The organism is Amycolatopsis lexingtonensis (assembly GCF_014873755.1).
GTDB classification, from domain to species: domain Bacteria; phylum Actinomycetota; class Actinomycetes; order Mycobacteriales; family Pseudonocardiaceae; genus Amycolatopsis; species Amycolatopsis lexingtonensis.
In genome coordinates, this window is record NZ_JADBEG010000001.1 from 8,329,456 (window position 1) to 8,349,796 (window position 20,341).

Consider the following 20,341-nt stretch of genomic DNA (forward strand, 5'->3'; position numbering starts at 1 on the left):
AGGAGGCCTTCACGGATTCAGGCGGGGGTGATGATGTACGCGATGCCGCCGGGGCCGCCGGCCACCGTGCCGTCCGCGCGGTAGCGCTTGGTCCGCTGCCAGATCTTCTCGAACTGGTCGCGCTTGTAGACGTTCCGCACGCGGTCGTTGCTGCTGGCCGCCGGGTCGTTGGCGATCACGTCGCCGTCCTTGGTGAACCCGACGACGACCATGATGTGCCCTGCCGTCCCGTAGCCGGCGCCGTCCAGCTCCGAGGCCAGGAACGACTGCGACGTGATCACCGGGATGCCGCGGGCGATGTAGTTCTCCAGCTCGTTCAGCGAGTGCAGCCGCGTGATGTGCCCCTTCAACCCGCGCGACGCCGCGTAGGCGGTGTTGAACGGCCAGTTCCCGGTGCCGTCGTAGGCGTGGTCGTAGGTGTAGCGCGCCGCGAAGGCCACCTGCGGGTCGACGTAGTCGGCCGGGATCCACGACATCTCTTCGGCGGACGGCTTCTTGCCCCAGTACTCGGCCACCATCTCGGTCGACGTCGGGCTGCACCAGGCTTCGCCGCCCCCGCCGTACTGCGGGAACTGTCCCTTGTGGAGGTTCTGCGCGTACGCGGGCACCTTCAGCTCGATCCCGGTGGCGCGGCCCGGCTTCGTCGGCTGCACCTCGAAGCGGTCCGGCACCGCCGACGTCATCGCGCCCAGCAGCGACACCGACGGCGTCGCGCCCGAGCCGGCTTCGCGGTAGAGGCTGATCCGCAGCTTGTACGACTTCAGCGTCACCCCGGCCTTCGTGACCAGCGTGTCGACGTCGACCAGCGCGTTCGCGTCGTCCTGGCCGTCGACGCTGGTGCGCAGGATGTCGGCGTCCCCGCTGGCCCAGCGGCCCATCACGTACCAGCCGGTTTCGGCACCGGCCGACGTCCGGCCTTGCGCTTCGACCTGCAGCCACGTCTTGGCCGGCGTCTTCGCGTTCCAGGACGCGACCAGCTGCGTCGCGCCGAAGCCCTGCCGGTACGACGGGGACGTCCACTGGCTGTACTCGTACGTCCGCGTCGTGCCGAGCTCCGGCTCGGTGTGCTGCACCGTGCCGATCGGGCGCGTGATGCGCAGGCCGTCCCGGGTCAGCGCGAGCCCGGCGAAGTCGCCTTCGTGGAAGCGGCCGCCGGTCCACTCGTGGTAGTCGACGGCTTCGTCGTCGCGTGGCCCCGCTTCGGCGACTTGAACGGTTACGGCTGTCAGCACGACAACCGACAGTAGTGTGAACAGACTGCGCACCCGCATCGCGGCTCCTCGCTCGACCCACCCAGTAGGCGAGGATTTTCGCCGGTCCGGCGAGGTATGTAAACAGGTACCTAGAGGACGGCCTGGGTCTGTGTCACTTTCGCGACCAACTTGCCGTCGTCGTCGTGGACCTCGGTTTCCACGACGACGAACTTGCGCCCGGCGTGCAGTGGTCTGGACGACGCAACGGCGTAGCCCGAACGCACCGCGCGCAGGAAGTTCGTCTTCGATTCGACGGTCGTCGTGCCCTGTCCGCCCTCGGGCAGGTTGAGGAACGCGCACACGGCACCGGTCGAGTCGGCCAGCGCCATGAGCGCGCCCCCGTGCAGCGCGCCGCCGAGCGTGCAGAGGCTCTCGTCCCACTTCAGCCGGCTGCGGACGAGCGCGGGCCCGTGTTCCAGCACCTCGACGCCGAGGCGTTCGGAGAACGGCATGGAGCGGTGGAAGAGCTGCGTGCCCTCGGGATCGGTCATGCCCCGCAGCTTGCCCGAAAGCCCGCCGCGGGGCGATTACCTCCGGGGTAACGTCAGGACAGCGGGTTGACCAGCAGCAGCTCGGTGTTGTGGTCCCCGCTCGCCCCGACGCGGCCCGGGTCGGTGTGGATGTCGTTGTAGGACAGTTCGCGGTACAGCGACGCAAGCGCTTGCGGCGTCCGGGCGCCGTAGTCCACCGCGTACGGCGCTTCCGCCTCGATCAACGTCGTGAACAGCGACAACGTGCCGTCGGCGTTGTCCGCGACCTCGACGATCCGGGCGTGCTGCGGGAAGTCGACGTGCGACGCGGTGTTGATCTCCCAGAAGCTCTGCCGCGGGGTGTTGCCGGCGTGGGCGGTGATCTGGTTGCGGTGCGTGTGGCCGTTGACCCAGGCCAGCACGTTCGGGAACCGCTTGAGCAGCGCGACGAACGCGTTGCCGTCCAGGCGCGGGTCGAGGAGGTGGCGCGAGTCCGGCAGCAGGTTGCCCATCGAGCCGCTGGTGTGGTGGCTGAACAGGATGAACAGCTCGTCGGTGACGGCGTGGGTGACCTTGCGGCCGAAGAAGTCGTAGTACGCCGAGCTGTTCCGCTTGAGCGTCGACTCCACCCAGTTGTACTGCGTCAGCCCGATCGACCCGTCGGCGAACCCGGCGTCGGTGGTCGTGTCGAGGCTGATCCCGGTGATGCCCGGGGCGATCCGGAACGTGTAGTAAACGTTGCTGCCGTCGGCGTTCGCGCTGGTGAAGCCGTGCCCGACCGGCCCGGGGCCGGTGTTGGCGGTGTCGAGGTGCGCGCGGACGAACTCGCCGGTGGTGAACGGGCGGCGCCGGGCGTCCGGCGTGATCTCGCGGATGGTGCCGGAGCCGCCGAAGAGTTCGGTGACCGGGATGCTCGAGCCCGGCGTCTTGATCGCGTCCGCGAGCTTCTTCGCGGTGGTCTCGTCCTTGCCGATGACCTTGTACTTCCCGGTGTACCAGGCGTCGATGCCGGGGATCTGGGCCGGAAGTGAGCCGACGATGCTGTCGTCGTGGTTGCCGAAGGTGCAGAACCACGGCACGTCGAGGCCCGGCGCGGTGAACGTCTTCATGGCCGCTTCGAGCAGGCCCGGCAGCTGCGGGAAGCCCTTGGCCGAGTAGTCGTCGCCGACGCCGGGGATCGACGGGTTCCAGTACTCCTTGTTGCCCGAGCTCTGGACGCCTTCGTAGACGTTCGGGTCGCCGGAGCCGGGGGTGACGCTGCCGCCGTTGAGGACCTTGAGGAACCAGTCGAGCTCGATCAGCTCGTGGTTGTCGGTGTTGTCGCCGGTGGTGACCATGAGGTCGAACGGCCGCCCGGTGAACGGGCCTTGGCGCACGCTGTTGACGCGCTCGACCAGCGCGCTGGTGGCGACGGTGCCGAGCGCCTCCTGCGGCCGGTGCGCGGAGCCGATGAACGGGTGCAGGTACTCGAACCGCGCGGGGCTCTCGGTGTCGGTGATGTGCAGGTCGGTGAACTGCACGAAGGCGCTGAGCGCCCGGCGCCGATCGTCGCGGCCGCTCTGCGGCGTGGCTAGGTCACTGCGGACGACCAGCGGCCAGCCCGGGCCCGCGGACAGCCGCGAGTAGCCCGTGCCCGACGCCGTCGCGACCTGCTCGAGCGTGGTGCCGGTGGTGCTGACCGACCGGGTGCCGGTGAGCCGCAGGGCGCGGTCGAGGGCGTTCGCGGTGGGCGTGCAGAGCAGGAGCCCGAGACCGGCGGCGCCCGCGGTGGCGACGGTGCGCCGGGTGAGTTCGGCCATGGTTGTTCGCTCCCCAGTCTTCTCGGTTGCCCAGCACCGTGCCGGACGTCGGTGTCCGGGCGATGAACGTGACATTTCGAGCTACCATGTCACGGGCGTCGAGGTGGGTGTACCGCCGAAGGTCGTGGTCATTTCAGCCCGTCAGGCCGGACTCGGTCACCCCGCGCACCAGGTACCGCTGCAGGAACGCGAACAGCAGCACGATCGGCAGGATCGACACCGCCGCCGCCAGGAACAGCAGGTTCAGCTGCGGGTTCTGGGCCGTCAGCAGCCCCGACAGCGCCACCTGGACCGTCCACGAATCCGGGGACTGGGCGATGATCAGCGGCCACAGGAACGCGTTCCAGCTGCCGATCACCGTGATGACCGCGATCGCCGCGAAGAAGCCCTTCGAATTCGGCACGACGATCCGCCAGAACACGCCCCAGCGGCTGAGCCCGTCCACCCGCCCGGCTTCCTCCAGCTCGCGCGGGAAGTCGAGGAAGTACTGGCGGAACAGGAACACGCTGAACGCGCTGAACAGCCCGGGGATCACCAGGCCGCGGAAGTCCGACAGCCAGCCCAGCGACGAAACCACCACGAAGCTCGGCACGAACGTCACCGACGTCGGGATCATCAGCGTCGCCAGCACCGCGTAGAACACGATCTTGGCATGCCGGTACGGGATCCGGGCCAGGCCGTAGCCGGCCAGGGAACAGAGCACCAGCAGGCCGACCGTCTGCAGCACCGCCACGATCGCCGAATTGAGCAGGCTGCGCGCGAACGGGACATCCTGCGCGGAGAACAGCTTCGAGAAGTTCTCCCAGTGCACTGTGGACGGGAAGAACGTCCACTCGGGAGCGGTGATCTCGGCCCGCGACGCCAAGCCGTTGCGCAGCAACAGGTAGAAGGGCAGCAGGAACAGGACCGCCGCCACGATCAGTGCGGCCCACCGGAGGAACGTCCTCACGCCTGCCTCCCGAAGCGCAGCACGCGGCCTTGCAACAACGTCACCAGTGCGATGATCAGCGCCAGGATCACCGCGCCCGCGCTGCCGCGGCCGAGGTCCTGGCCGCCCGAACCCAGCGAGGTGTAGTAGAGGTACACCAACGGCGGCCGGGCGAACGGCGGATAGCCGCGGCTGTCGCCCATGATGTTGTAGAACTCGTCGAACGCCTGGTAGGCGTTGATCAGGTTCAGCAGCAGCACCGCCACCGCCGTCGCGCGCAGCTGCGGGAGCGTCACGTACCGGAACACCTGCCAGCCCGGTTTCGCGCCGTCGAGCCACGCGGCTTCGTAGAGGTGCTTCGGGATCCGTTGCAGCGCGGCGATGAACAGGATCATGTAGAAGCCCAGCTGCAGCCACAGCCGGGCGGTCACCAGCACGATCCAGTACAGCGGCGGGTGCACCGTCCCGGTCCACGCCACCGGATCCACGCCGAACACCGACAGCACCGTGTTCGCCAGTCCATATCGGACACCCGAGAACAGCGACGTCTTCCAGATCAGCGACGCCACGACGTACGAGCACGCGAACGGAAGGAAGAACACCGACCGGAAGAACGCCCGCGCGAACCTCAGCTGGTTGACGCCGAGCGCGAGCGCCAGCGACAGCACGAACGTCAGCGGCACGATGAACACCGCGAACACGCTGAACGTGCCCAGGCTGGACAGGAACGGCTCGTCGGTGAGCATGTGCCCGTAGTTGTCCAGCCCGACGAAGTCCGTCGGGGTCACGGTGTTGCGCGCGTCGAAGAAGGACAGGTACGCGCTCCAGCCGATCGGGAGGTACGCGAAGACCGCGAGCCCGATCAGGAACGGTCCGACGAAGAGCCAGAAAGCGCGCGCGTCGCGCCGTTTCATCCGAACAAGCGCTTCAGCTCGGACTGGGCCACACCGACGGCCGTCTTGACCTGCGCCGCCGGGTCCGCACCCTCCTTGGCGATCTTCGCGGCCGCGTCGGACAGCGCCGTGTTCGCCTGCTGGGTCCACACCGGACCGCCGACGAGGTGGCTGTTCTCCTTGACGAACCGGGCGGCGTCGGCGGCCGGGCCGCTCTTGAGGTTGTCCGCGCGGTCGATCAGGCTCTGGCGGGCCGGCACGTGGAAGCCGAACTTCGTCGCGAACTCGAGCTGGTTCTGCGTCTGGTCGATCCACAGCCACTTCACGAACGCCTTGGCCTCGGCGACGTGCGCGCTCTTGGCGTTGACCATCGCGCCGTACGCGCCGACCGGCACCGAGGGCGCGCCGCTGCCGTCCAGTTTGGGGAACGGGAGCACGCCGAAGTCGTCGTCGAACGCCGAGCGGATCTTCGGCATGTTCCACAGCCCGGTCCACTGCATCGCGGCGAGCCCGTCGACGAACGCGCCGGGGTCCGACCAGTCGGCCGGGGCGCCGAGCAGCAGGGAGCCGTTGGTGTTGAGCGTGTGCAGCTTGCCGAGCGCGGTCGCCGCGCGCGGGTCGTCGAAGCCGACCTCGCGGTTGCCGTTCTTGAGGTAGTCGAGACCCGCCGACCACAGCAGCGGGCCGGTGAGCACGCCGACGCCGCCGTCGTTGCCCGCGAAGAAGCCCTTGACGCCGTCCTTGGTGAGCTTCGCGGCCGCGTCGATCAGCTCGTCGACCGTCTGCGGTGGTTGCACGCCCGCGGCCTGCAGCAGGCTCTTGCGGTAGAAGAGCACCTGCGTGTCGGTGGCCTGCGGGATGCCGTAGACCTTGCCTTCGACGGTCTGCGCGGCGAGCACGGCCGGGCTGAAGTCGCCCTTCACCGGCGCGATGACGTCGTCGAGCGAGACGACCTGGTTCTGCCGCACCCAGTCGATCTTGACCTGCGCCTCGAAGACGTCCGGGACCTTGCTGTTCTGCAGCGCGGTGACGATCTTGGAGTCGTAGTCGCCGGGGTTCCACTGCACGTTCACGGTCGCGCCGGGGTAGCTCGCCGCGTAACGCTTCACGGCTTCCTGGACGCCGTCCTCGCCGTACGCGTGGTACCACTGCTGGAGCGCGACTTTCGGGGTTTCCGACGGCGGGGGCCCCGCCGAGTACGCCGTGGAAGGTGGCGGGTCACCCTGCCGCCCGGTGTTCGACCCGCACGCCGCCGTCAGCGCGCCCGCACCCGCCAACGCCAAGAACCTGCGCCTGTTATGCATCCCCAGTACTCCTCCGCGTACGTCCGTGAATGCCACATTGAGGGACCTAGCGTCCCTCAATGTGGCATTCACGGACTTCGAGCCACGCCGGAGATTTACCCGTTAGAGCTGGGAGATGTCGAGCTTTCCCTCGGAGTAGGACGCGCGGATCCGCTTCTTGTCGAACTTGCCGACGCTCGTCTTGGGGACTTCGTCCACGAACGTCCAGTTCTCCGGCAGCTGCCACTTCGCGACCTTGTCGCTGAGGAAGTCGCGCAGCTCCTCGGGTGTCGCGGTCTGGCCCTCCTTGAGCACGACGGCGACCAGCGGCCGCTCGTCCCACTTCTCGTCCGGGATGCCGACGACCGCGGCCTCGGCCACCGCCGGGTGGCCCATGACCTGGTTCTCCAGGTCGACCGAGGAGATCCACTCGCCGCCGGACTTGATGACGTCCTTGGCGCGGTCGGTCAGCGTCAGGAAGCCGTCCGGGCTGATCTTGCCGACGTCGCCGGTGCGCAGCCAGCCGTCGTGGAACTTGTCCGGGTCGACCTGCGAGCCGCCGTAGTACGAGCCGGCGATCCACGGGCCCTGGACCTCGAGCTCGCCGACGGCCTCGTTGTCCCAGGGGAGCACCGTGCCGTCGTCGTCGAGCAGCCGCGCCCGCACGGACGCCGGGAAGCGGCCCTGCGTGTAGCGGTAGCGCCAGGCCTCGTCGCCGGTCGCGGACGCCGGCGGGCGCGCGACGCTGCCCAGCGGCGACGTCTCGGTCATGCCCCAGGCGTGCAGGATCGAGACCTTGTGCTTCTCCTGGAAGGCGTGCATCAGCGACGGCGGCACCGCCGACCCGCCGACGACGACTTCGCGCAGGTGGGAGATGTCCTGCGGGTGCGCTTCGAGGTGGGCGAGCAGGCCCTGCCAGACGGTCGGGACCGCGCCGGCGAAGGTCGGCTTCTCGGCCGCGAGCAGGGCGGCGAGCGGGGCCGGCTGGAGGAAGCGGTCCGGCATCACCAGCGACGCGCCGACCATCAGCGCCGCGTACGGCAGGCCCCACGCCATCGCGTGGAACTGCGGCACGATGGCCAGCGCCTTGTCGCTCTGCGCGAGGTTCATGCTGTCGCTCATGCAGACCTGCATCGAGTGCAGCCAGATCGAGCGGTGCGAGTAGGCGACACCCTTGGGGTCACCCGTCGTGCCCGAGGTGTAACACATCGCGGCGGCCGAGCGCTCGTCCACGTCCGGCCAGTCGAAGGTGTCCGGCTGGGCCGCCAGCAGTTCGGCGTAGGCGTGCACCTGGATGCCGTCCGGGGCTTGAAGCGACGCTGCGTCGCCGTTGGCCACGATGACGTGCCGGACCGTCTTGAACTCGGGCAGCTGCTTGGCCAGCAGCGGGACGAGCGTGCCGTCGACGATGACGACCTGGTCCTCGGCGTGGTTGGCGACGAACGTCAGCTGCTCGGGGAAGAGGCGGATGTTCAGGGTGTGCAGCACGGCGCCCATCGCCGGGACGGCCAGGTAGGCGGCCAGGTGCTCGGCGTTGTTCCACATGAACGTGCCGACGCGCTGGTCGCCGGTGACGCCGATGCTCCGGAGCGCGTTCGCGAGGCGGGCGGCGTTGCGCCCGAGCTCGCCGTAGGTCTCGCGCCGGGCTTCTGAACCGGTCCAGGTGATGACTTCGCTCGCCGAGTGCACCGACGTGCCGTGGCGGAGCAGGTTGGCCAGCGACAGCTGGCCGTCCTGCATGGTGCTCAACATGGTCGCTCCCGGGGGTCGTTCGCCGGTGAACTGGGGTTGCGCCGACTCTAGTGCGGATCGGGTGAAGCGGGCATGGTCAACAACGGCTCCGTTCGGTCACGGTCGTCGCGCGATCGGGCGACAACCGGACGATGATCAAGATCATCAATTTTTCCGCCTTTCCTTATAGGCAAGGAAATACGTGCGGTAACGGAGGCTCCACTTCCGGGTGAGTCTGGCCACTCGAGCCGCTTATTGGGAGCGTTTCCGCAGGCCGGAGCGGGTTGCCCGGTATCACCTCCGGGGGTAATAAGTGCGTGTCGGTTGCACGGCCACGCAGCCGGTGGCGTTTACTGGGGCCGTGGCAAGAGACGGCTGAGCAGCGCTTGCAGGAGCAAGCACTCACAAAAGCTGTCGGCCGCGAAAGCGGAGACCTGAGAGGAAAGGACACTACGTTGGCTCTGCCTACGTTGACTCCGGAGCAGCGCGCCGAGGCCCTGGCCAAGGCCGCCGAGGCTCGCAAGGCGCGTTCGGAGCTGCTCGCGTCGATCAAGTCCGGCAAGGAGAGCATCGAGAAGGTGCTCAAGCAGGCCAAGGAGAACAAGACCATCGGGAAGACGAAGGTCACCCAGCTGCTGAAGGCCGTCCCCGGCCTCGGCGCGGTGAAGGTCGCCGCCCTGCTCGAGCAGGCCGGCATCGACCCGGACCGGCGTGCGGCCGGCCTGGGCGAGCGCCAGCGCGAGGCGCTCATCGACGCGCTCAAGTAGCTCGTCGTCAGGAGCTCCCGCGAGGGGAGTGTCGCTCGTGACACTCCCCTCGCGGATCTCCCGAAGCCTGGGACGCTGGAGTCGTGAGTTCACCTGACCCGGCGACCCCGGCACTCGACCTCGCCGCCCGCTACCAGCGTGGCGACTTCCTCTTCACGACGGCCCAGCGCGCACTCCTGGCGCAGGGCGTGCTCCGGACCGTCACCGAGACGGACCCGCGGCGGCTCGCTTCGGCGATCCCCGGCGTCCTGGCCGAGACCGGAGCCCCGCTGGCCGTCGGTGTCCTGCCGTTCGACACCGGGCCCGACACGAAGGTGCCGGGTCACCTCGTCGTGCCGCGGACCGTCCACCGCGCCGAGGGCGCGCCTTCGCTCGCGCGTGAGGTCCTGGCGGCGCCCGTTCGGGTGCGTGCGGTGCCCTCGCCCGCGCAGCACATGGCCGCCGTGCGCGCCGCGGTGGACGCGTTGGCTTCGCGGGATCTGCGCAAAGTCGTGCTGGCTCGCGCCCTGGACCTCGAGTTTTCGTCGCCGGTGTCCGCCGAGCGCGTCGTGCGCAACCTGGCGGCCGGCAACCCCCGGCACTTCACGTACGCGGCCGAGGTGCCCGGCGGCCGCACGCTCGTCGGCGCGACGCCCGAGCTGCTGCTGCGCCGCACCGGCCGCACGGTGTTCTCGTCGCCGCACGCGGGCTCGATGCCGCGGTCCGCGGACCCGGCGACCGACCGCGCCAACGGCGAGGCGCTGCGGACGTCCCGCAAGGACCAGCTCGAGCACGCGGTGGTCATCGACTACCTCGTCGAGGCGCTGCGGCCGTTCTGCCGCACGCTGGACGTCCCGGCGGGCCCGGAGCTGGTGACGACGCCGGCGATCTGGCACCTGCGCACCCCGATCACGGGCGAGCTGATCGACCCGGACATCACGGCCCTGGACCTCGCGGCGGCGCTGCACCCGACCCCGGCGATCTGCGGCACCCCGACGGCGGACGCCCGTGACCTGGTCCAGGAGCTGGAGCCCTTCGACCGCGACTACTACGCGGGCGCGGTCGGCTGGGTCGACGCGGCAGGCGACGGCGAGTGGGCGGTGGCGATCCGCTGCGCGGAGATCGCGTCGACGTCGATGCGGTTGTATGCGGGCGGCGGCATCGTGGCGGCTTCGGACCCACAGGCGGAACTGGACGAGACGACGGCGAAGTTCCGCACGCTGCTGACGGCGATGGGCCTGGAGGACCTCACCTCGGTCTGACCCCGGGATGGTCGCTTAGGGGACCCAGTGCTCCTCGGTCACCGACAGCTCCTCGGTGGTCAGCACCGCGATCGCCGCGCGATAGCCGTCCGTTGCCTTCAAATCCGCCAGCCGCGTGCGGGCCGGGTCCAAAGCCGCGTCCCCGGACGACACCAGCCGGGCCGGTTCGTCGTAGCGGGAGAACGTGATGCTCTGCAGCGGGATGCGCAGGCCCTTGCCCGTGGCCTTCATCACCGCCTCCTTGCGGGTCCAGTAGACGAAGAACGCCGCCGCCTTCTCCTCCGGGCCCAGGCCCGCCAGGTGGGCCGCCTCGGCCGGGCTCAGCGCGTAGTCGATCAGGCCGTCGTCCGCGCGGCGGTTCGCCGTCTCGACGTCCAGGCCGACCGGGACCGCCGGGGTCGCCGCGAGGCCGATCAGGTCGCCCGAGTGCGAGATCGACAGCGTCAGGTCCGCCCCCGGCACCCGGGGCCGGCCGTGGGGCTTGCCGCAGTCTTCGCAGGTCGCGTCGAACTTCACCGCCTCGGGGGTCAGGCCCAGCCGCTCCGCCGCGACCGTCTTCGCCAGTACGCGGCCGGTCAGGAAGCGGCGCTTGTCGGCGTCCTGGCGGTACGCCGCGAAGCGGTCCTGCTCGGCTTCGTCCAGCAGACGCAGGAAGCGCTCTTCGGCGGGCAACGGCGGCGACCAGCGGACCACGATCTCCATCACCCCTCCGATCCTTCCGGGCGCCCGGGCGCTTGTCACGAATTCGGGGCGAGGTCTGGGGTAATCCACCTCTCACGGGGTACCCTCGACTAAGCAAGCGCTTAGCCAGTGTCGGAGGAGCAGCTCACCCATGGACTTTTCACTCAGCACCGAAGAACGGGAAGTGCGCGACTGGGTCCGCACGTTCGTCCAGCGGGAGCTGATCCCGCTCGAGCAGGAAGTCCTCCGCCGCGAGCGCGCGCACCAGCCGGGGCTGACCGGCGAGGAGCTGAAGGATCTCCAGCTCAAGGCGAAGGAGTCCGGCTTCTGGGGTGTCTTCACGCCGGAGGAGTACGGCGGCATGGGCCTGTCCGCCGTGATGGCCGCGCTGCTGGAGGCCGAGCTCGGGCGCACCTTCGTGCCGTTCCGCTTCGGCGGCGCCGCGGACAACATCCTGTTCCACGCCAACGAGGAGCAGAAGCAGACCTACCTGCTGCCGACCATCTCGGGCGAGCGCAAGTCGTGCTTCGCGATCACCGAGCCGGGCGCCGGGTCGGACGCCAAGGCCATCCGGACCACCGCCCGCAAGGACGGCACCGACTGGATCATCAACGGCGAGAAGACCTTCATCACCGGTGGCAACGAAGCCGACTTCACCATGGTCTTCGCGATCACCGACCCGGAGAAGGGCGCGAACGGCGGCGTCACGTGCTTCCTCGTCGACCGCGAGGCAGGCTGGAAGTCCGAGTACATCGATACCATGGGCGAGTGGGGCCCGGCGTCGCTGATCTTCCAGGACGTCCGCGTGCCCGAGACGCAGATCCTCGGCGAAGAGGGCCGCGGCTTCGAACTCGCGATGCAGTGGATCGGGCAGGGCCGCTACCTCCTGCCGGCGCGCGCGATCGGTTCGTGCGAGCGGCTGATCTCCATGGCCATCGAGCACGCCAACACGCGGGAGACGTTCGGGCAGAAGATCGCCGAACGCCAGGCCATCCAGTGGATGATCGCCGACTCCGGAGTGGAGCTCGAGGCGCTGCGCTGGCTCGTGCTCAACGCCGCCTGGCAGGTCGACCAGGGCATCGACTCGCGGCACGCGCAGTCCATGGCGAAGCTGTACGGCGGCCAGAAGGCCAACGAGATCGTCGACCGCGTCCTGCAGATCCACGGCGGCATGGGCTACACGCGGGAGCTGCCGATCGAGCGGTGGTACCGCGAGCTGCGGCTGCTGCGCATCTACGAGGGCACCGACGAGATCCAGCGCCGCACCATCGCGCGCAATCTCCTCAAGGGGCACGTGAAGGTCGGCGGCGTGCTGGGCTGATCCCGTCCGGAACGCGAACGAGGCCACCTCCCGGACGTCCGGGAGGTGGCCTCGGCGGTGTTCGGGGTTACTTCTTGTTGCGGATGGCGATCGGGACGCCGGCCAGGTCCTCTTCGTTGCACAGGAGCTTCACGTCGTAGTACGGCGAACCCTGACGGTCGTCGTAGTCGAGGTGGATGGCCAGGACGTCGAGCGGCTCGCCCAGCCATTCCTGCGCCTGCCGTAGCCAGGCGGAGCACCGTTCCAGGGCGGTGGGGAGATCGTCATCGCGGAACTCGACCGGGCGATAAGGGACATCCTGCACCTGATCGCGGGGGTGTGCCGGCGCCGGGAGGCCCGGCGCGAGACCCGAGTCGTCCAGTTCCAGTTGGATCGTTTCCTCAGTCACCCTTCGAGCGTCCCCCACGCACGCCGTCTGGGCAAGGCGTACACAGGTAAAAGCGCCGCTAAACGGACACGCCCCACTCTTTCGCGACGATTTCCCGGCACCGCCGGAAGTCGGTCCGGCCCGGCGGCGACGGGCAGCCCAGCGCCCTCGACACCAGCTCCGCGTAGTGCTCCGCGAGCTGGTCCAGCGCGAGCGGGCCGCGCGGGGAGTACCACCTGGCCACGCCGCTGCACATCTCCAGCAGTGCGAGCCGCGTCACGGCCGGGTGTTCGGTGTGGAACACCCCGGCCGCGACGCCCTCGTCGATCGCCGCCGCCCACAGGCGTTCGTACGCGTCCCGCAACGCCACCACCGGCTCGCGCGCGGCCGGGGACAGGACGTCGACTTCGTTGTCCACCACCCGGGTTTCCGCCGGGCCGACCGCGTGCGCGAGCACGTGCAGCGCGACCAGCGTGCGCAGCCGGTGCACCGGGTCGCCGCCGCCCGCCGTCGCTTCGCGGGCCGCGTCCAGCAAGCGGTTCAGGGCGGTGTGCATGATCTCCGCGAGGAGATCCTCCTTGGTGCCCATGTAGTGGTACAGGCTCGCCGACGAGAGTTCCGCCTCCTGCGCCAGATCCCGGATGCCGGTGCCGTGGAACCCCTTGGTGGCGAACAGTTTCACCGCCGCCGCCCGCACCCGTTCCCGGCTGCTCACAGCCATGCTCCCGCCTTCGCGTCCCACGACCCGGCGCGCGGGTCGGCCACCTTCCGCAGCTCGCCCTTCGCGACCCGCTCCGACGGCGTCATCGGCAGCGCGTCGGCGAACGCCCAGAACCGCGGAACCTTGAAGTAGGCCAGCTTGCCCGAGCAGAACTCGGCGAGCTCGGCCGGCTCCGGACGTTCGCCGTCGCACACGACGTACGCCTTGATCTCCTCGCCGCGCAGCTCGTCGGGCACCGCGACGACGGCGGCCAGCTTGACCGCGGGGTGCAGCAGCAGCGCGCGCTCGACCTCGTCCGCGGACACGTTTTCGCCGCTGCGGCGGATCATGTCCTTCGTGCGGCCGACGTAGTGGACGCGGCCGGCGTCGTCCAGCCGCGCGAGGTCGCCGGTGTGGAACCAGCCGTTCTCGAACGCCTTCGCCGTCGCTTCGGGATCTTCGTGGTAGCCGTGCATCAGCCCGATGCCGCGGATCAGCAGCTGCCCGGTTTCCCCTCGCGGCAACGGCTTCCCGTCGTCGCCGGCGATCATCACCTCGCGGTCGCGGCTCGGCCGCCCGATGCAGCCGGTGCCGACGGTCTCGTCGTGGTCGGCCACCGTCATCCGGATGTCGCCGCCGGTCTCGGTCATCCCGAACGCCTCGTACCACGGGACGCCCCAGCGCGCCTCCAGCTCGGCGTGCAGTTCTCGGGGGATGGCCGACGCGCAGATCGCGCGGACGCGGTGGTCGCGATCGGCCGCCGACGGTTCCTGGCGCAGCAGCAGCGTCGGCATCAGGCCGAGGCAGTAGAACCACGTGACGCCGTGCTCGCGGACCTTCGCCCAGAACGTGCTGGGGTGGAACCGGTCCAGCACGACGAGGGTGGCGCCGCCGGCCAGCCCGAGCGCGACGTTCCACTGTGGATCGATGTAGTGGAAGGGCTGCGCGGTCAGGAGGACGTCCGTCTCGCCGACGGCCGGGAAGTCGGTGGCCAGGCTGATCGCGAGCGTCGTCCAGTAGCGGTTCGGCAGGACGCAGCCCTTGGGCGCGCCGGTGGTGCCCGAGGTGTACTGGATGTTGACCGGCAGCTCGGGCACCGGGGTGAAGGCGCCGCTTTCACGTGAAAGCTCCGCCCGCAGGTGGTCGCTTTCACGTGAAAGCTCCGCTGGGGTGACGACCTCGGTCAGGCCGATCCGGCCGAGCAGGTCGGTGAACTCCGCGGCCGCGACGACGAGCTTCGCGCCGGAATGGCGGAGGACGTGGGCGCCGTCGAATTCCTGGTAGTTCGTGTTGACCGGCACCAGCTGCGCGCCGATCTTCGCCAGCGCGAGCCAGGTCAACGGGAACGCGGGCACGTTCCGCAGCATCACCGCGACCCGGTCGCCGGGGCCGATGCCGCGCCCGGCCAGCGCCGCGGCGATCCGCGAGCTTTCGCGGTCGACCTCGGCGAATGTGAACTCCTGGTCCAGGTGGTCGAAGACCCACGCCGTGCGCGCCGGCCACAGCTCGGCGGCGCGCCGGACGAGCTGCTCCAGGGTCCCGATCTCGGCGAGCGGGGTCATCCGCGGCTCCGGAACGCTTCCGTCGACGCGGCGACCGCGGCCGAGTGCTCGGTGATCAGGGCGTGGCTGACCTCGAGTTCGAGGGCCGGCTCGACGTCGATCGGAGTGTCGAGGACGCGCTTCGCCATCGCCGCGGCCGCCGGCGGGTGCTCGGCGATCCGCTTCGCCCAGCTCAATGCCTCGGCCTGGAGCTGCTCGGCGGGCACGGCGGCGTTGACCATGCCCAGTTCGGCGGCCTTCCGGCCGTCGAAGCGCTCGCCGAGCAGCAGGAGTTCCTTCGCCTTGAGCGGGCCGACGAGCAGCGGCAGCAGCCGCGACGCCGCGCCGGTGACGCTCAGGCCCAGCGAGACCTCCGGGAACGCGAACACGGCGTCCTCGGCGGCCAGGATCATGTCGCAGCCCAGCGCGAATTCGGCGCCGGCGCCGATCGCGTAGCCGTGCACCGCCGCGATCACCGGCTGGCGCAGCCCGCGCAGCCGCCGCGTGACGTCCTGGAGCCGGTCCAGCCGCGTGCGCGAATCACCCTCGGGGGTGGGTTCCTTGAGGTCGTGGCCGGCGCAGAAGGCGCGCCCGTTGCCGGACAGCACGACCACGCGGGCGTCGCTGCGGGCGGCCGCGTCGAGGGCGGCGAGGAAGTCGTCGACCAGGACGGCGGCGACCGCGTTGAGCCGCTCGGGCCGGTTCAGCCGGATCTGTGCGATGCCGTCCTCGACGGCGAAGTCCACGGTGGGCATGAGGGCGATGCTAGACGTTCGATCGATCGATCGATAGCCTCTGGCTCATGCGGGTTGACACGGTCTACGAGAACGCCACGGTGTGGACGGGCACCGGCGTGACCAGCGCTCTTGCCGTGTGGCAGGGCCGGGTGGTCGCGCTGGGGGATGACGCGCTGTCGCTGTCGGCGCGCTCGCGGGTCGACCTCGCCGGCGGCTTCGTGGTGCCCGGCTTCCACGACGCCCACAACCACATGGCGTGGTTCGGCATGGGCCTCGACGACGTGCCGCTCAGTGACTGCCGCAGCGTCGAGGAGGTCTACGACGCCGTCGCCGCGCGCGCCAAGACGCTGCCGCCCGGGAGCTGGGTGGTCGGCAGCGGGTACGACCAGAACAAGCTCGCCGGCGGGCACCCCGACTCCCGCGGCCTCGACCGCGCCGCGCCGGGGATGCTCGTGCGGCTCAAGCACACGTCCGGGCACATGACCGTGGTCAACTCGGCCGTGCTCGACCAGCTCGACCTGGCGCACGTCCCGGTCGGCGGCGACGTCGTGCACGTGGACGGCTCGCCGACGGGACTGCTGCGCGAGCAGGCCCAGCTGCTGCTGCGGCCGCTGACGTACCCGACGCCGGTCTCGCGGGTCGTGCGCGGGCTCGCCCGGGCGTCCGAGCGGTACCTCGCCGAGGGCATCACCAGCGTCCAGGAGGCCGGGATCGGCGGCGGCCTGGTCGGCGAGACGCCCGCCGAGCTGGCCGCCTACCAGGAGGCGCGCGACACCGGCGTGCTTCGCGTGCGCAGCACGGTGATGGTCGCCGCGAGCGTGCTGCACGACCTGCCCGACGACGCCGGCTTCGGCCTCGACCTCGGCCTGCGCACCGGCCTGGGCGACGAGTGGCTGCGCGTCGGCCCGATGAAGTTGTTCGCCGACGGCTCCCTCGTCGGGCGTACCTGCGCGATGCACGACCCGTTCGACGGAGAGCCGGACAACCGCGGCTACTTCCAGGTGCCCGAGGACGAGCTGGCCCGCACGATCCGCCGCGCCCACGAGGCGGGCTGGCAGATCGCGACGCACGCGATCGGCGATCGCGCGATCACCGTCGTCCTCGACGCCTACGAAGCCGCGTTGGCCGCTTCGCCGCGCGCGGACCACCGGCACCGCATCGAGCACTGCGCGGTGCTCCAGCCCGCGGAGCTGACCCGGCTCGCCTCGCTCGGCCTCATCCCGTCCCCGCAGGGGCGGTTCGTCAACGAGCTCGGCGACGGCATGCGCGCCGCGCTCGGCGAGTCCCGCGTCCCCTGGTGCTACCGGCTGCGAAGCGTCCTCGACGCGGGCTGCGTGCTCCCCGCGTCCTCGGACCGCCCGGTCGTGAACGGCGCTCCGCTGCTCGCGCTCTCCGACATGGTTCGGCGGCGCACGGCGTCAGGCGCACCCTTCGCGCCCGAAGAGGCGTTGACGCCGGAGCAGGCGTTGCGTGCGTACACGTACGGATCGGCGTACGCGACCTTCGCCGAGCGTGACCTGGGCACGCTCGAGCCCGGGAAGCTCGCCGACTTCGCCGTGTTGTCCGGATCGCCGCTCGAAGAGTCCGCTTTGGACGGGCTCAGCGTGCAAGGCACCGCCGTCGGCGGCGAACTGCGTTATCAAGCGTGATGACTCACTTCCTTCCCACGAACTCGAGTGCTTCTTCCGCCAGCGCGGACCACGGCTGTGGCGACGCCGCGTCCAGCGCCAGCCATTCCTTCATCGGCGTGCCCTTGTTCGCGTCGAACCGCACGCCGTGGCCGCCCTCGACCAGCTCGTCCACCCTGGCCTTGGGCAGCTTCAGCACCAGCTGCCCGCGGACGAACATCGCGAAGATCCGCCCGTCGGCGCGCAGGGCGGAGCGGCCGAACCCGCCGGTCGCGCCCGGTGGCGTGATGCCCGGGCGTCCGGTGAACTCGTCGACCAGGGCCTCGAACCTGCCTTCCGGTGACATCGACCACCTCCGAGCCCGACAGTAACGACCACCACCGACAGAAACGGGAGGCGAGATGCCCGTCCGCGACGCCGTCTTCGAAGACATCGAGGAAATCTGCGCGCTCATCGAGGAGCACGCCGTCTACGAGGACAACCACGACCTGAAGCTCGACCGCGCCGAGATGAGCGGGCACCTGTTCGGGCCGGACCCGAAGGCGTGGGTGCTGATCGCGACCCCGCCCGGCGAGCCGGGGACCGTCGCCGGCTTCGCCTTCTGCAGCTGGAACTTCTCGACGTGGGAGGCCCGGCCGGGGATCTGGCTGGACGACCTGTTCGTCCGTCCGGCCCATCGCCGCCACGGCCTCGGCGGCGAGCTGCTCGACGAGCTGCGCAACCGCACGACCGGCCGCGTCGAGTGGGACATGCAGGAGGGCAACGAAAAGGGCGAGGCGTTCTACGCCCAGCTGGGCGCGGAGCCGGTCCCCGGCTGGATCCGCTACCGCTGGCGGCCGTGAACTTTCACGAGAAAGAACCCGGCCCCGTAAAGTATGCGGTATGGGAGATGGTTCGGTCCGGAGGTCCTCGTCGGTCGAGGACTACGTCCGGGTGATCTACGGCCTGGTCGAGCGGGGTGAGGCGGTCACCAACACGTCGCTCGCCGGCCGGCTGGAGGTCAGCCCGTCCTCGGCGTCGGGGATGGTCACGAAGCTGTCCCAGCTCGGCCTGGTCACGCACGTGCCGTACCGCGGCATCGAGCTGACCGCGGACGGCAGGCTGCTCGCGCGCTCGGTGCTGCGTCGGCACCGGCTGATCGAGACGTACCTGGTCTCGGAGCTCGGCTACACGTGGGACGAGGTCCACGCGGAGGCCGACGCGCTGGAGCACGCGGTGTCGGATCGGCTGGTCGAACGCATCGCGGCGAAGCTCGGCAACCCGGTCCGCGACCCCCACGGCGACCCGATCCCGGCCCCGGACGGCAGCGTGGAGGAGCTGTCGGTCCGGATCCTGGACGACCTCGAGCCGGGCGCGGTCGGCGAGATCGTCCGGGTGTGGGACACCGACCCGGAGCTGCTGCGGTACCTGACGGAACACGCGATCAACCTGGGCGAACGCATCGAGGTCATGGAACGCCAGCCGTTCGGCGGCCCGATGGTGGTGAAGGTGGGCTCGCCCCCGGATGCGGCTACGCACGCGATCGGGAAGGAGATCGCGCAGGCGTTGTCGGTCACGCTGCGCTAGTCCCGAGCGCCCCAATGTGGCGTTGGTTGCGTCCAACGCACCGAACGCCACATTGGTTGCGTCTGACGCACCGAACGCCACATTGGGGCGCTTTGACGCTGAGGGGCGTACGCGCGGGTGACGTCGTGAAGCGGATGTGGTGACCAGCCCGGCCGCAGCACCATGGCCGCATGAAACCCTTCCGCTTCGGCGTCGTCGCCGGCTTCGCGCCTGATCTCACCGCCTGGACGGCCCAGGCCAAGCGGGTCGAGGACCTCGGCTACGACACCCTCCTCGCCACCGATCCCGTCGGGACCGCCGACCCCTTCGTCCTCCTCGGTGCCGCCGCCGCGGTCACGCGGAACCTCCGGCTCGGCACCTTCGTGCTCGCCGATCCCTTCCGGGACGCCCGCGCCCTCGACTGGCAGGCGCAGACCCTCCACCGGCAGACCGGCGGGCGATTCGAACTCGGGCTCGGCGTCGGGCGGCCCGGGGCGGAGGGGCACGCGAAGCAGCTCGGCCGGGAGTTCCCCTCACCGGGTGAGCGCGTCACACGGATGGCCGAGACCATCGCGCTCCTCAAGCGCACGGCCGACCGGCCACGGCTGGTACTTGCCGGCGGCGGGCCGAAAATGCTCGCGCTCGCCGCGCAAGAAGCCGACACCGTCACGTTCACCTGGGCGCCGAAAACCGCCGAAGCCGAAGCCGAGTCCATTGTGGATCGATTCCGTACGCTCGCCGGTACGCGGCTGGCGGACATCGAGCTGGGGCTGAACCTCATGGCCGTCGGGGAGGCGCCGTCGCCCGGAATCGCGCGGTGGGCCGGGGTCGACGTGCCCGAGCTGGCCGCCGCTGGTGCGGTCACCGTGCTGCCCGAGGACCCGGACCGGGCCGGGGAAAGGCTTCTCCGGTGGCGGGAGCGGTGGGGGATTTCCTACGTCACCATCAACTCGGGCTACGCCGAACCGTTCGCCGCGATCGCCGCGAAGGCGCGCACGGCAGGTGGGTGAGTGCTCTTCCGATCTTGCGGACCTGCGCCTACGCTCCAATGTTCGTATTCGGGAGTGCTTCGGAGCGTTGTGATGACCGGTCAGCGAACACGCACGATCGACCGGGGGGAACAGGCGGAGCTGAGCCAGCTGCTCGCCGCGGGCCCGTTCGACGTGGCCTTGCGGGCGGCGATCCGGGCCCGCGGGCTCGGGCTCGATCGGATCCGCTATCGCTTGCGCGGCAGGGGAACCACGGTCAGCCTGGCCACCCTCAGCCACTGGCAGTCCGGGCGGTGCCGCCCGGAACGCGCGGAATCGTTGGAGGCCTTGCGGAATCTCGAGGACATTCTGAACGTGCCGGACGGCTCGCTCAGCAAGCTCCTCGGGCCGCCGCGGGGAAGAACGCGGTTCCACGCGCAGCCGCCGCCGCTCAACTGAGCGGTAGCAAGGAAAAACGGATCACGTAG

21 protein-coding genes are annotated in these 20,341 nt (G+C 70.1%); 8 read left to right on the plus strand and 13 right to left on the minus strand.

Annotated elements, in window-relative coordinates:
- Nucleotides 1-17: 17 nt before the first annotated feature.
- The 7 genes from H4696_RS38765 to H4696_RS38795 all read right to left on the minus strand — a co-directional run bounded on the left by H4696_RS38765 (nucleotide 18) and on the right by H4696_RS38795 (nucleotide 8,378).
- Nucleotides 18-1,271 (minus strand): peptidase C39 family protein, encoded by a 1,254-nt coding sequence (locus H4696_RS38765; RefSeq protein WP_086856282.1) that lies wholly within the window; start codon nucleotides 1,269-1,271, stop codon nucleotides 18-20.
- 71 nt (nucleotides 1,272-1,342) lie between these two features.
- Complete coding sequence (locus H4696_RS38770) at nucleotides 1,343-1,744, minus strand: PaaI family thioesterase (RefSeq protein ID WP_086856281.1); 402 nt, start codon at nucleotides 1,742-1,744, stop codon at nucleotides 1,343-1,345.
- A 53-nt stretch (nucleotides 1,745-1,797) separates the two neighbouring features.
- Entirely contained in the window at nucleotides 1,798-3,522 is a 1,725-nt protein-coding gene (locus tag H4696_RS38775) for a TIGR03767 family metallophosphoesterase (RefSeq protein WP_086856280.1), read from the minus strand.
- A gap of 133 nt (nucleotides 3,523-3,655) precedes the next feature.
- Nucleotides 3,656-4,438, minus strand: coding sequence for a carbohydrate ABC transporter permease (locus H4696_RS38780; protein WP_086856327.1), 783 nt, complete (start codon nucleotides 4,436-4,438; stop codon nucleotides 3,656-3,658).
- Between the two features lie 29 nt (nucleotides 4,439-4,467).
- A complete protein-coding gene (locus H4696_RS38785; protein ID WP_086856279.1) occupies nucleotides 4,468-5,364 on the minus strand; it encodes a carbohydrate ABC transporter permease in 897 nt (298 codons plus the stop codon).
- Nucleotides 5,361-6,647 carry an ABC transporter substrate-binding protein gene (locus H4696_RS38790; protein WP_086856278.1) on the minus strand — a complete coding sequence of 429 codons (1,287 nt, stop codon included), beginning with the start codon at nucleotides 6,645-6,647 and terminating at the stop codon, nucleotides 5,361-5,363. The genes H4696_RS38785 and H4696_RS38790 overlap by 4 nt, the downstream gene beginning before the upstream one ends.
- Nucleotides 6,648-6,749: 102 nt before the next feature.
- Complete coding sequence (locus H4696_RS38795; protein WP_086856277.1) at nucleotides 6,750-8,378, minus strand: long-chain fatty acid--CoA ligase; 1,629 nt, start codon at nucleotides 8,376-8,378, stop codon at nucleotides 6,750-6,752.
- Nucleotides 8,379-8,812: 434 nt separating this feature from the next.
- Between H4696_RS38795 and mihF the strand changes: the two genes are divergently transcribed.
- Together mihF and H4696_RS38805 are read left to right on the plus strand one after the other, a co-directional pair.
- The gene (gene mihF / locus H4696_RS38800; protein ID WP_051767699.1) at nucleotides 8,813-9,124 is read left to right on the plus strand and encodes an integration host factor, actinobacterial type; all 312 of its coding nucleotides are present in this window, start codon (nucleotides 8,813-8,815) and stop codon (nucleotides 9,122-9,124) included.
- 83 nt (nucleotides 9,125-9,207) lie between these two features.
- Nucleotides 9,208-10,365: an isochorismate synthase gene (locus H4696_RS38805; RefSeq protein ID WP_086856276.1), complete on the plus strand. Its 1,158-nt coding sequence runs from the start codon at nucleotides 9,208-9,210 to the stop codon at nucleotides 10,363-10,365.
- A 15-nt stretch (nucleotides 10,366-10,380) separates the two neighbouring features.
- Here H4696_RS38805 and H4696_RS38810 read toward each other — a convergent pair whose 3' ends face one another.
- A complete protein-coding gene (locus tag H4696_RS38810; protein ID WP_192782775.1) occupies nucleotides 10,381-11,067 on the minus strand; it encodes a 4'-phosphopantetheinyl transferase family protein in 687 nt (228 codons plus the stop codon).
- A 130-nt stretch (nucleotides 11,068-11,197) separates the two neighbouring features.
- On the opposite strand from H4696_RS38810, the gene H4696_RS38815 reads away from it, so the two are divergent.
- On the plus strand, nucleotides 11,198-12,367 hold the full coding sequence (locus H4696_RS38815; protein ID WP_086856274.1) for an acyl-CoA dehydrogenase family protein: 1,170 nt from the start codon (nucleotides 11,198-11,200) through the stop codon (nucleotides 12,365-12,367).
- A 67-nt stretch (nucleotides 12,368-12,434) separates the two neighbouring features.
- Here the strand turns inward: H4696_RS38815 and H4696_RS38820 are convergent, their stop codons facing one another.
- From H4696_RS38820 to H4696_RS38835, 4 genes are read right to left on the minus strand one after another with little or no spacing between them, the layout of a single operon-like run.
- Nucleotides 12,435-12,755 carry a hypothetical protein gene (locus H4696_RS38820; RefSeq protein WP_086839577.1) on the minus strand — a complete coding sequence of 107 codons (321 nt, stop codon included), beginning with the start codon at nucleotides 12,753-12,755 and terminating at the stop codon, nucleotides 12,435-12,437.
- 58 nt (nucleotides 12,756-12,813) lie between these two features.
- On the minus strand, nucleotides 12,814-13,449 hold the full coding sequence (locus H4696_RS38825) for a TetR/AcrR family transcriptional regulator (protein ID WP_086856273.1): 636 nt from the start codon (nucleotides 13,447-13,449) through the stop codon (nucleotides 12,814-12,816).
- Nucleotides 13,446-14,996, minus strand: coding sequence for an ATP-dependent acyl-CoA ligase (locus tag H4696_RS38830; RefSeq protein WP_086856272.1), 1,551 nt, complete (start codon nucleotides 14,994-14,996; stop codon nucleotides 13,446-13,448). Before H4696_RS38830 ends, H4696_RS38825 begins: the two co-directional genes overlap by 4 nt.
- Complete coding sequence (locus H4696_RS38835; protein ID WP_086856271.1) at nucleotides 14,993-15,730, minus strand: enoyl-CoA hydratase/isomerase family protein; 738 nt, start codon at nucleotides 15,728-15,730, stop codon at nucleotides 14,993-14,995. Before H4696_RS38835 ends, H4696_RS38830 begins: the two co-directional genes overlap by 4 nt.
- A gap of 47 nt (nucleotides 15,731-15,777) precedes the next feature.
- Between H4696_RS38835 and H4696_RS38840 the strand changes: the two genes are divergently transcribed.
- Entirely contained in the window at nucleotides 15,778-17,361 is a 1,584-nt protein-coding gene (locus tag H4696_RS38840; RefSeq protein ID WP_192782776.1) for an amidohydrolase, read from the plus strand.
- Nucleotides 17,362-17,365: 4 nt separating this feature from the next.
- Here the strand turns inward: H4696_RS38840 and H4696_RS38845 are convergent, their stop codons facing one another.
- Nucleotides 17,366-17,686, minus strand: coding sequence for a hypothetical protein (locus H4696_RS38845; RefSeq protein ID WP_169734982.1), 321 nt, complete (start codon nucleotides 17,684-17,686; stop codon nucleotides 17,366-17,368).
- A gap of 55 nt (nucleotides 17,687-17,741) precedes the next feature.
- On the opposite strand from H4696_RS38845, the gene H4696_RS38850 reads away from it, so the two are divergent.
- The 4 genes from H4696_RS38850 to H4696_RS38865 all read left to right on the plus strand — a co-directional run bounded on the left by H4696_RS38850 (nucleotide 17,742) and on the right by H4696_RS38865 (nucleotide 20,312).
- Nucleotides 17,742-18,182 (plus strand): GNAT family N-acetyltransferase, encoded by a 441-nt coding sequence (locus tag H4696_RS38850; protein WP_086860184.1) that lies wholly within the window; start codon nucleotides 17,742-17,744, stop codon nucleotides 18,180-18,182.
- Nucleotides 18,183-18,222: 40 nt separating this feature from the next.
- Nucleotides 18,223-18,906, plus strand: coding sequence for a metal-dependent transcriptional regulator (locus tag H4696_RS38855; protein WP_086860186.1), 684 nt, complete (start codon nucleotides 18,223-18,225; stop codon nucleotides 18,904-18,906).
- Between the two features lie 170 nt (nucleotides 18,907-19,076).
- Complete coding sequence (locus H4696_RS38860) at nucleotides 19,077-19,895, plus strand: LLM class flavin-dependent oxidoreductase (protein WP_086860188.1); 819 nt, start codon at nucleotides 19,077-19,079, stop codon at nucleotides 19,893-19,895.
- Nucleotides 19,896-19,967: 72 nt separating this feature from the next.
- A complete protein-coding gene (locus H4696_RS38865; RefSeq protein WP_166640026.1) occupies nucleotides 19,968-20,312 on the plus strand; it encodes a transcriptional regulator in 345 nt (114 codons plus the stop codon).
- Nucleotides 20,313-20,341 lie beyond the last annotated feature (29 nt).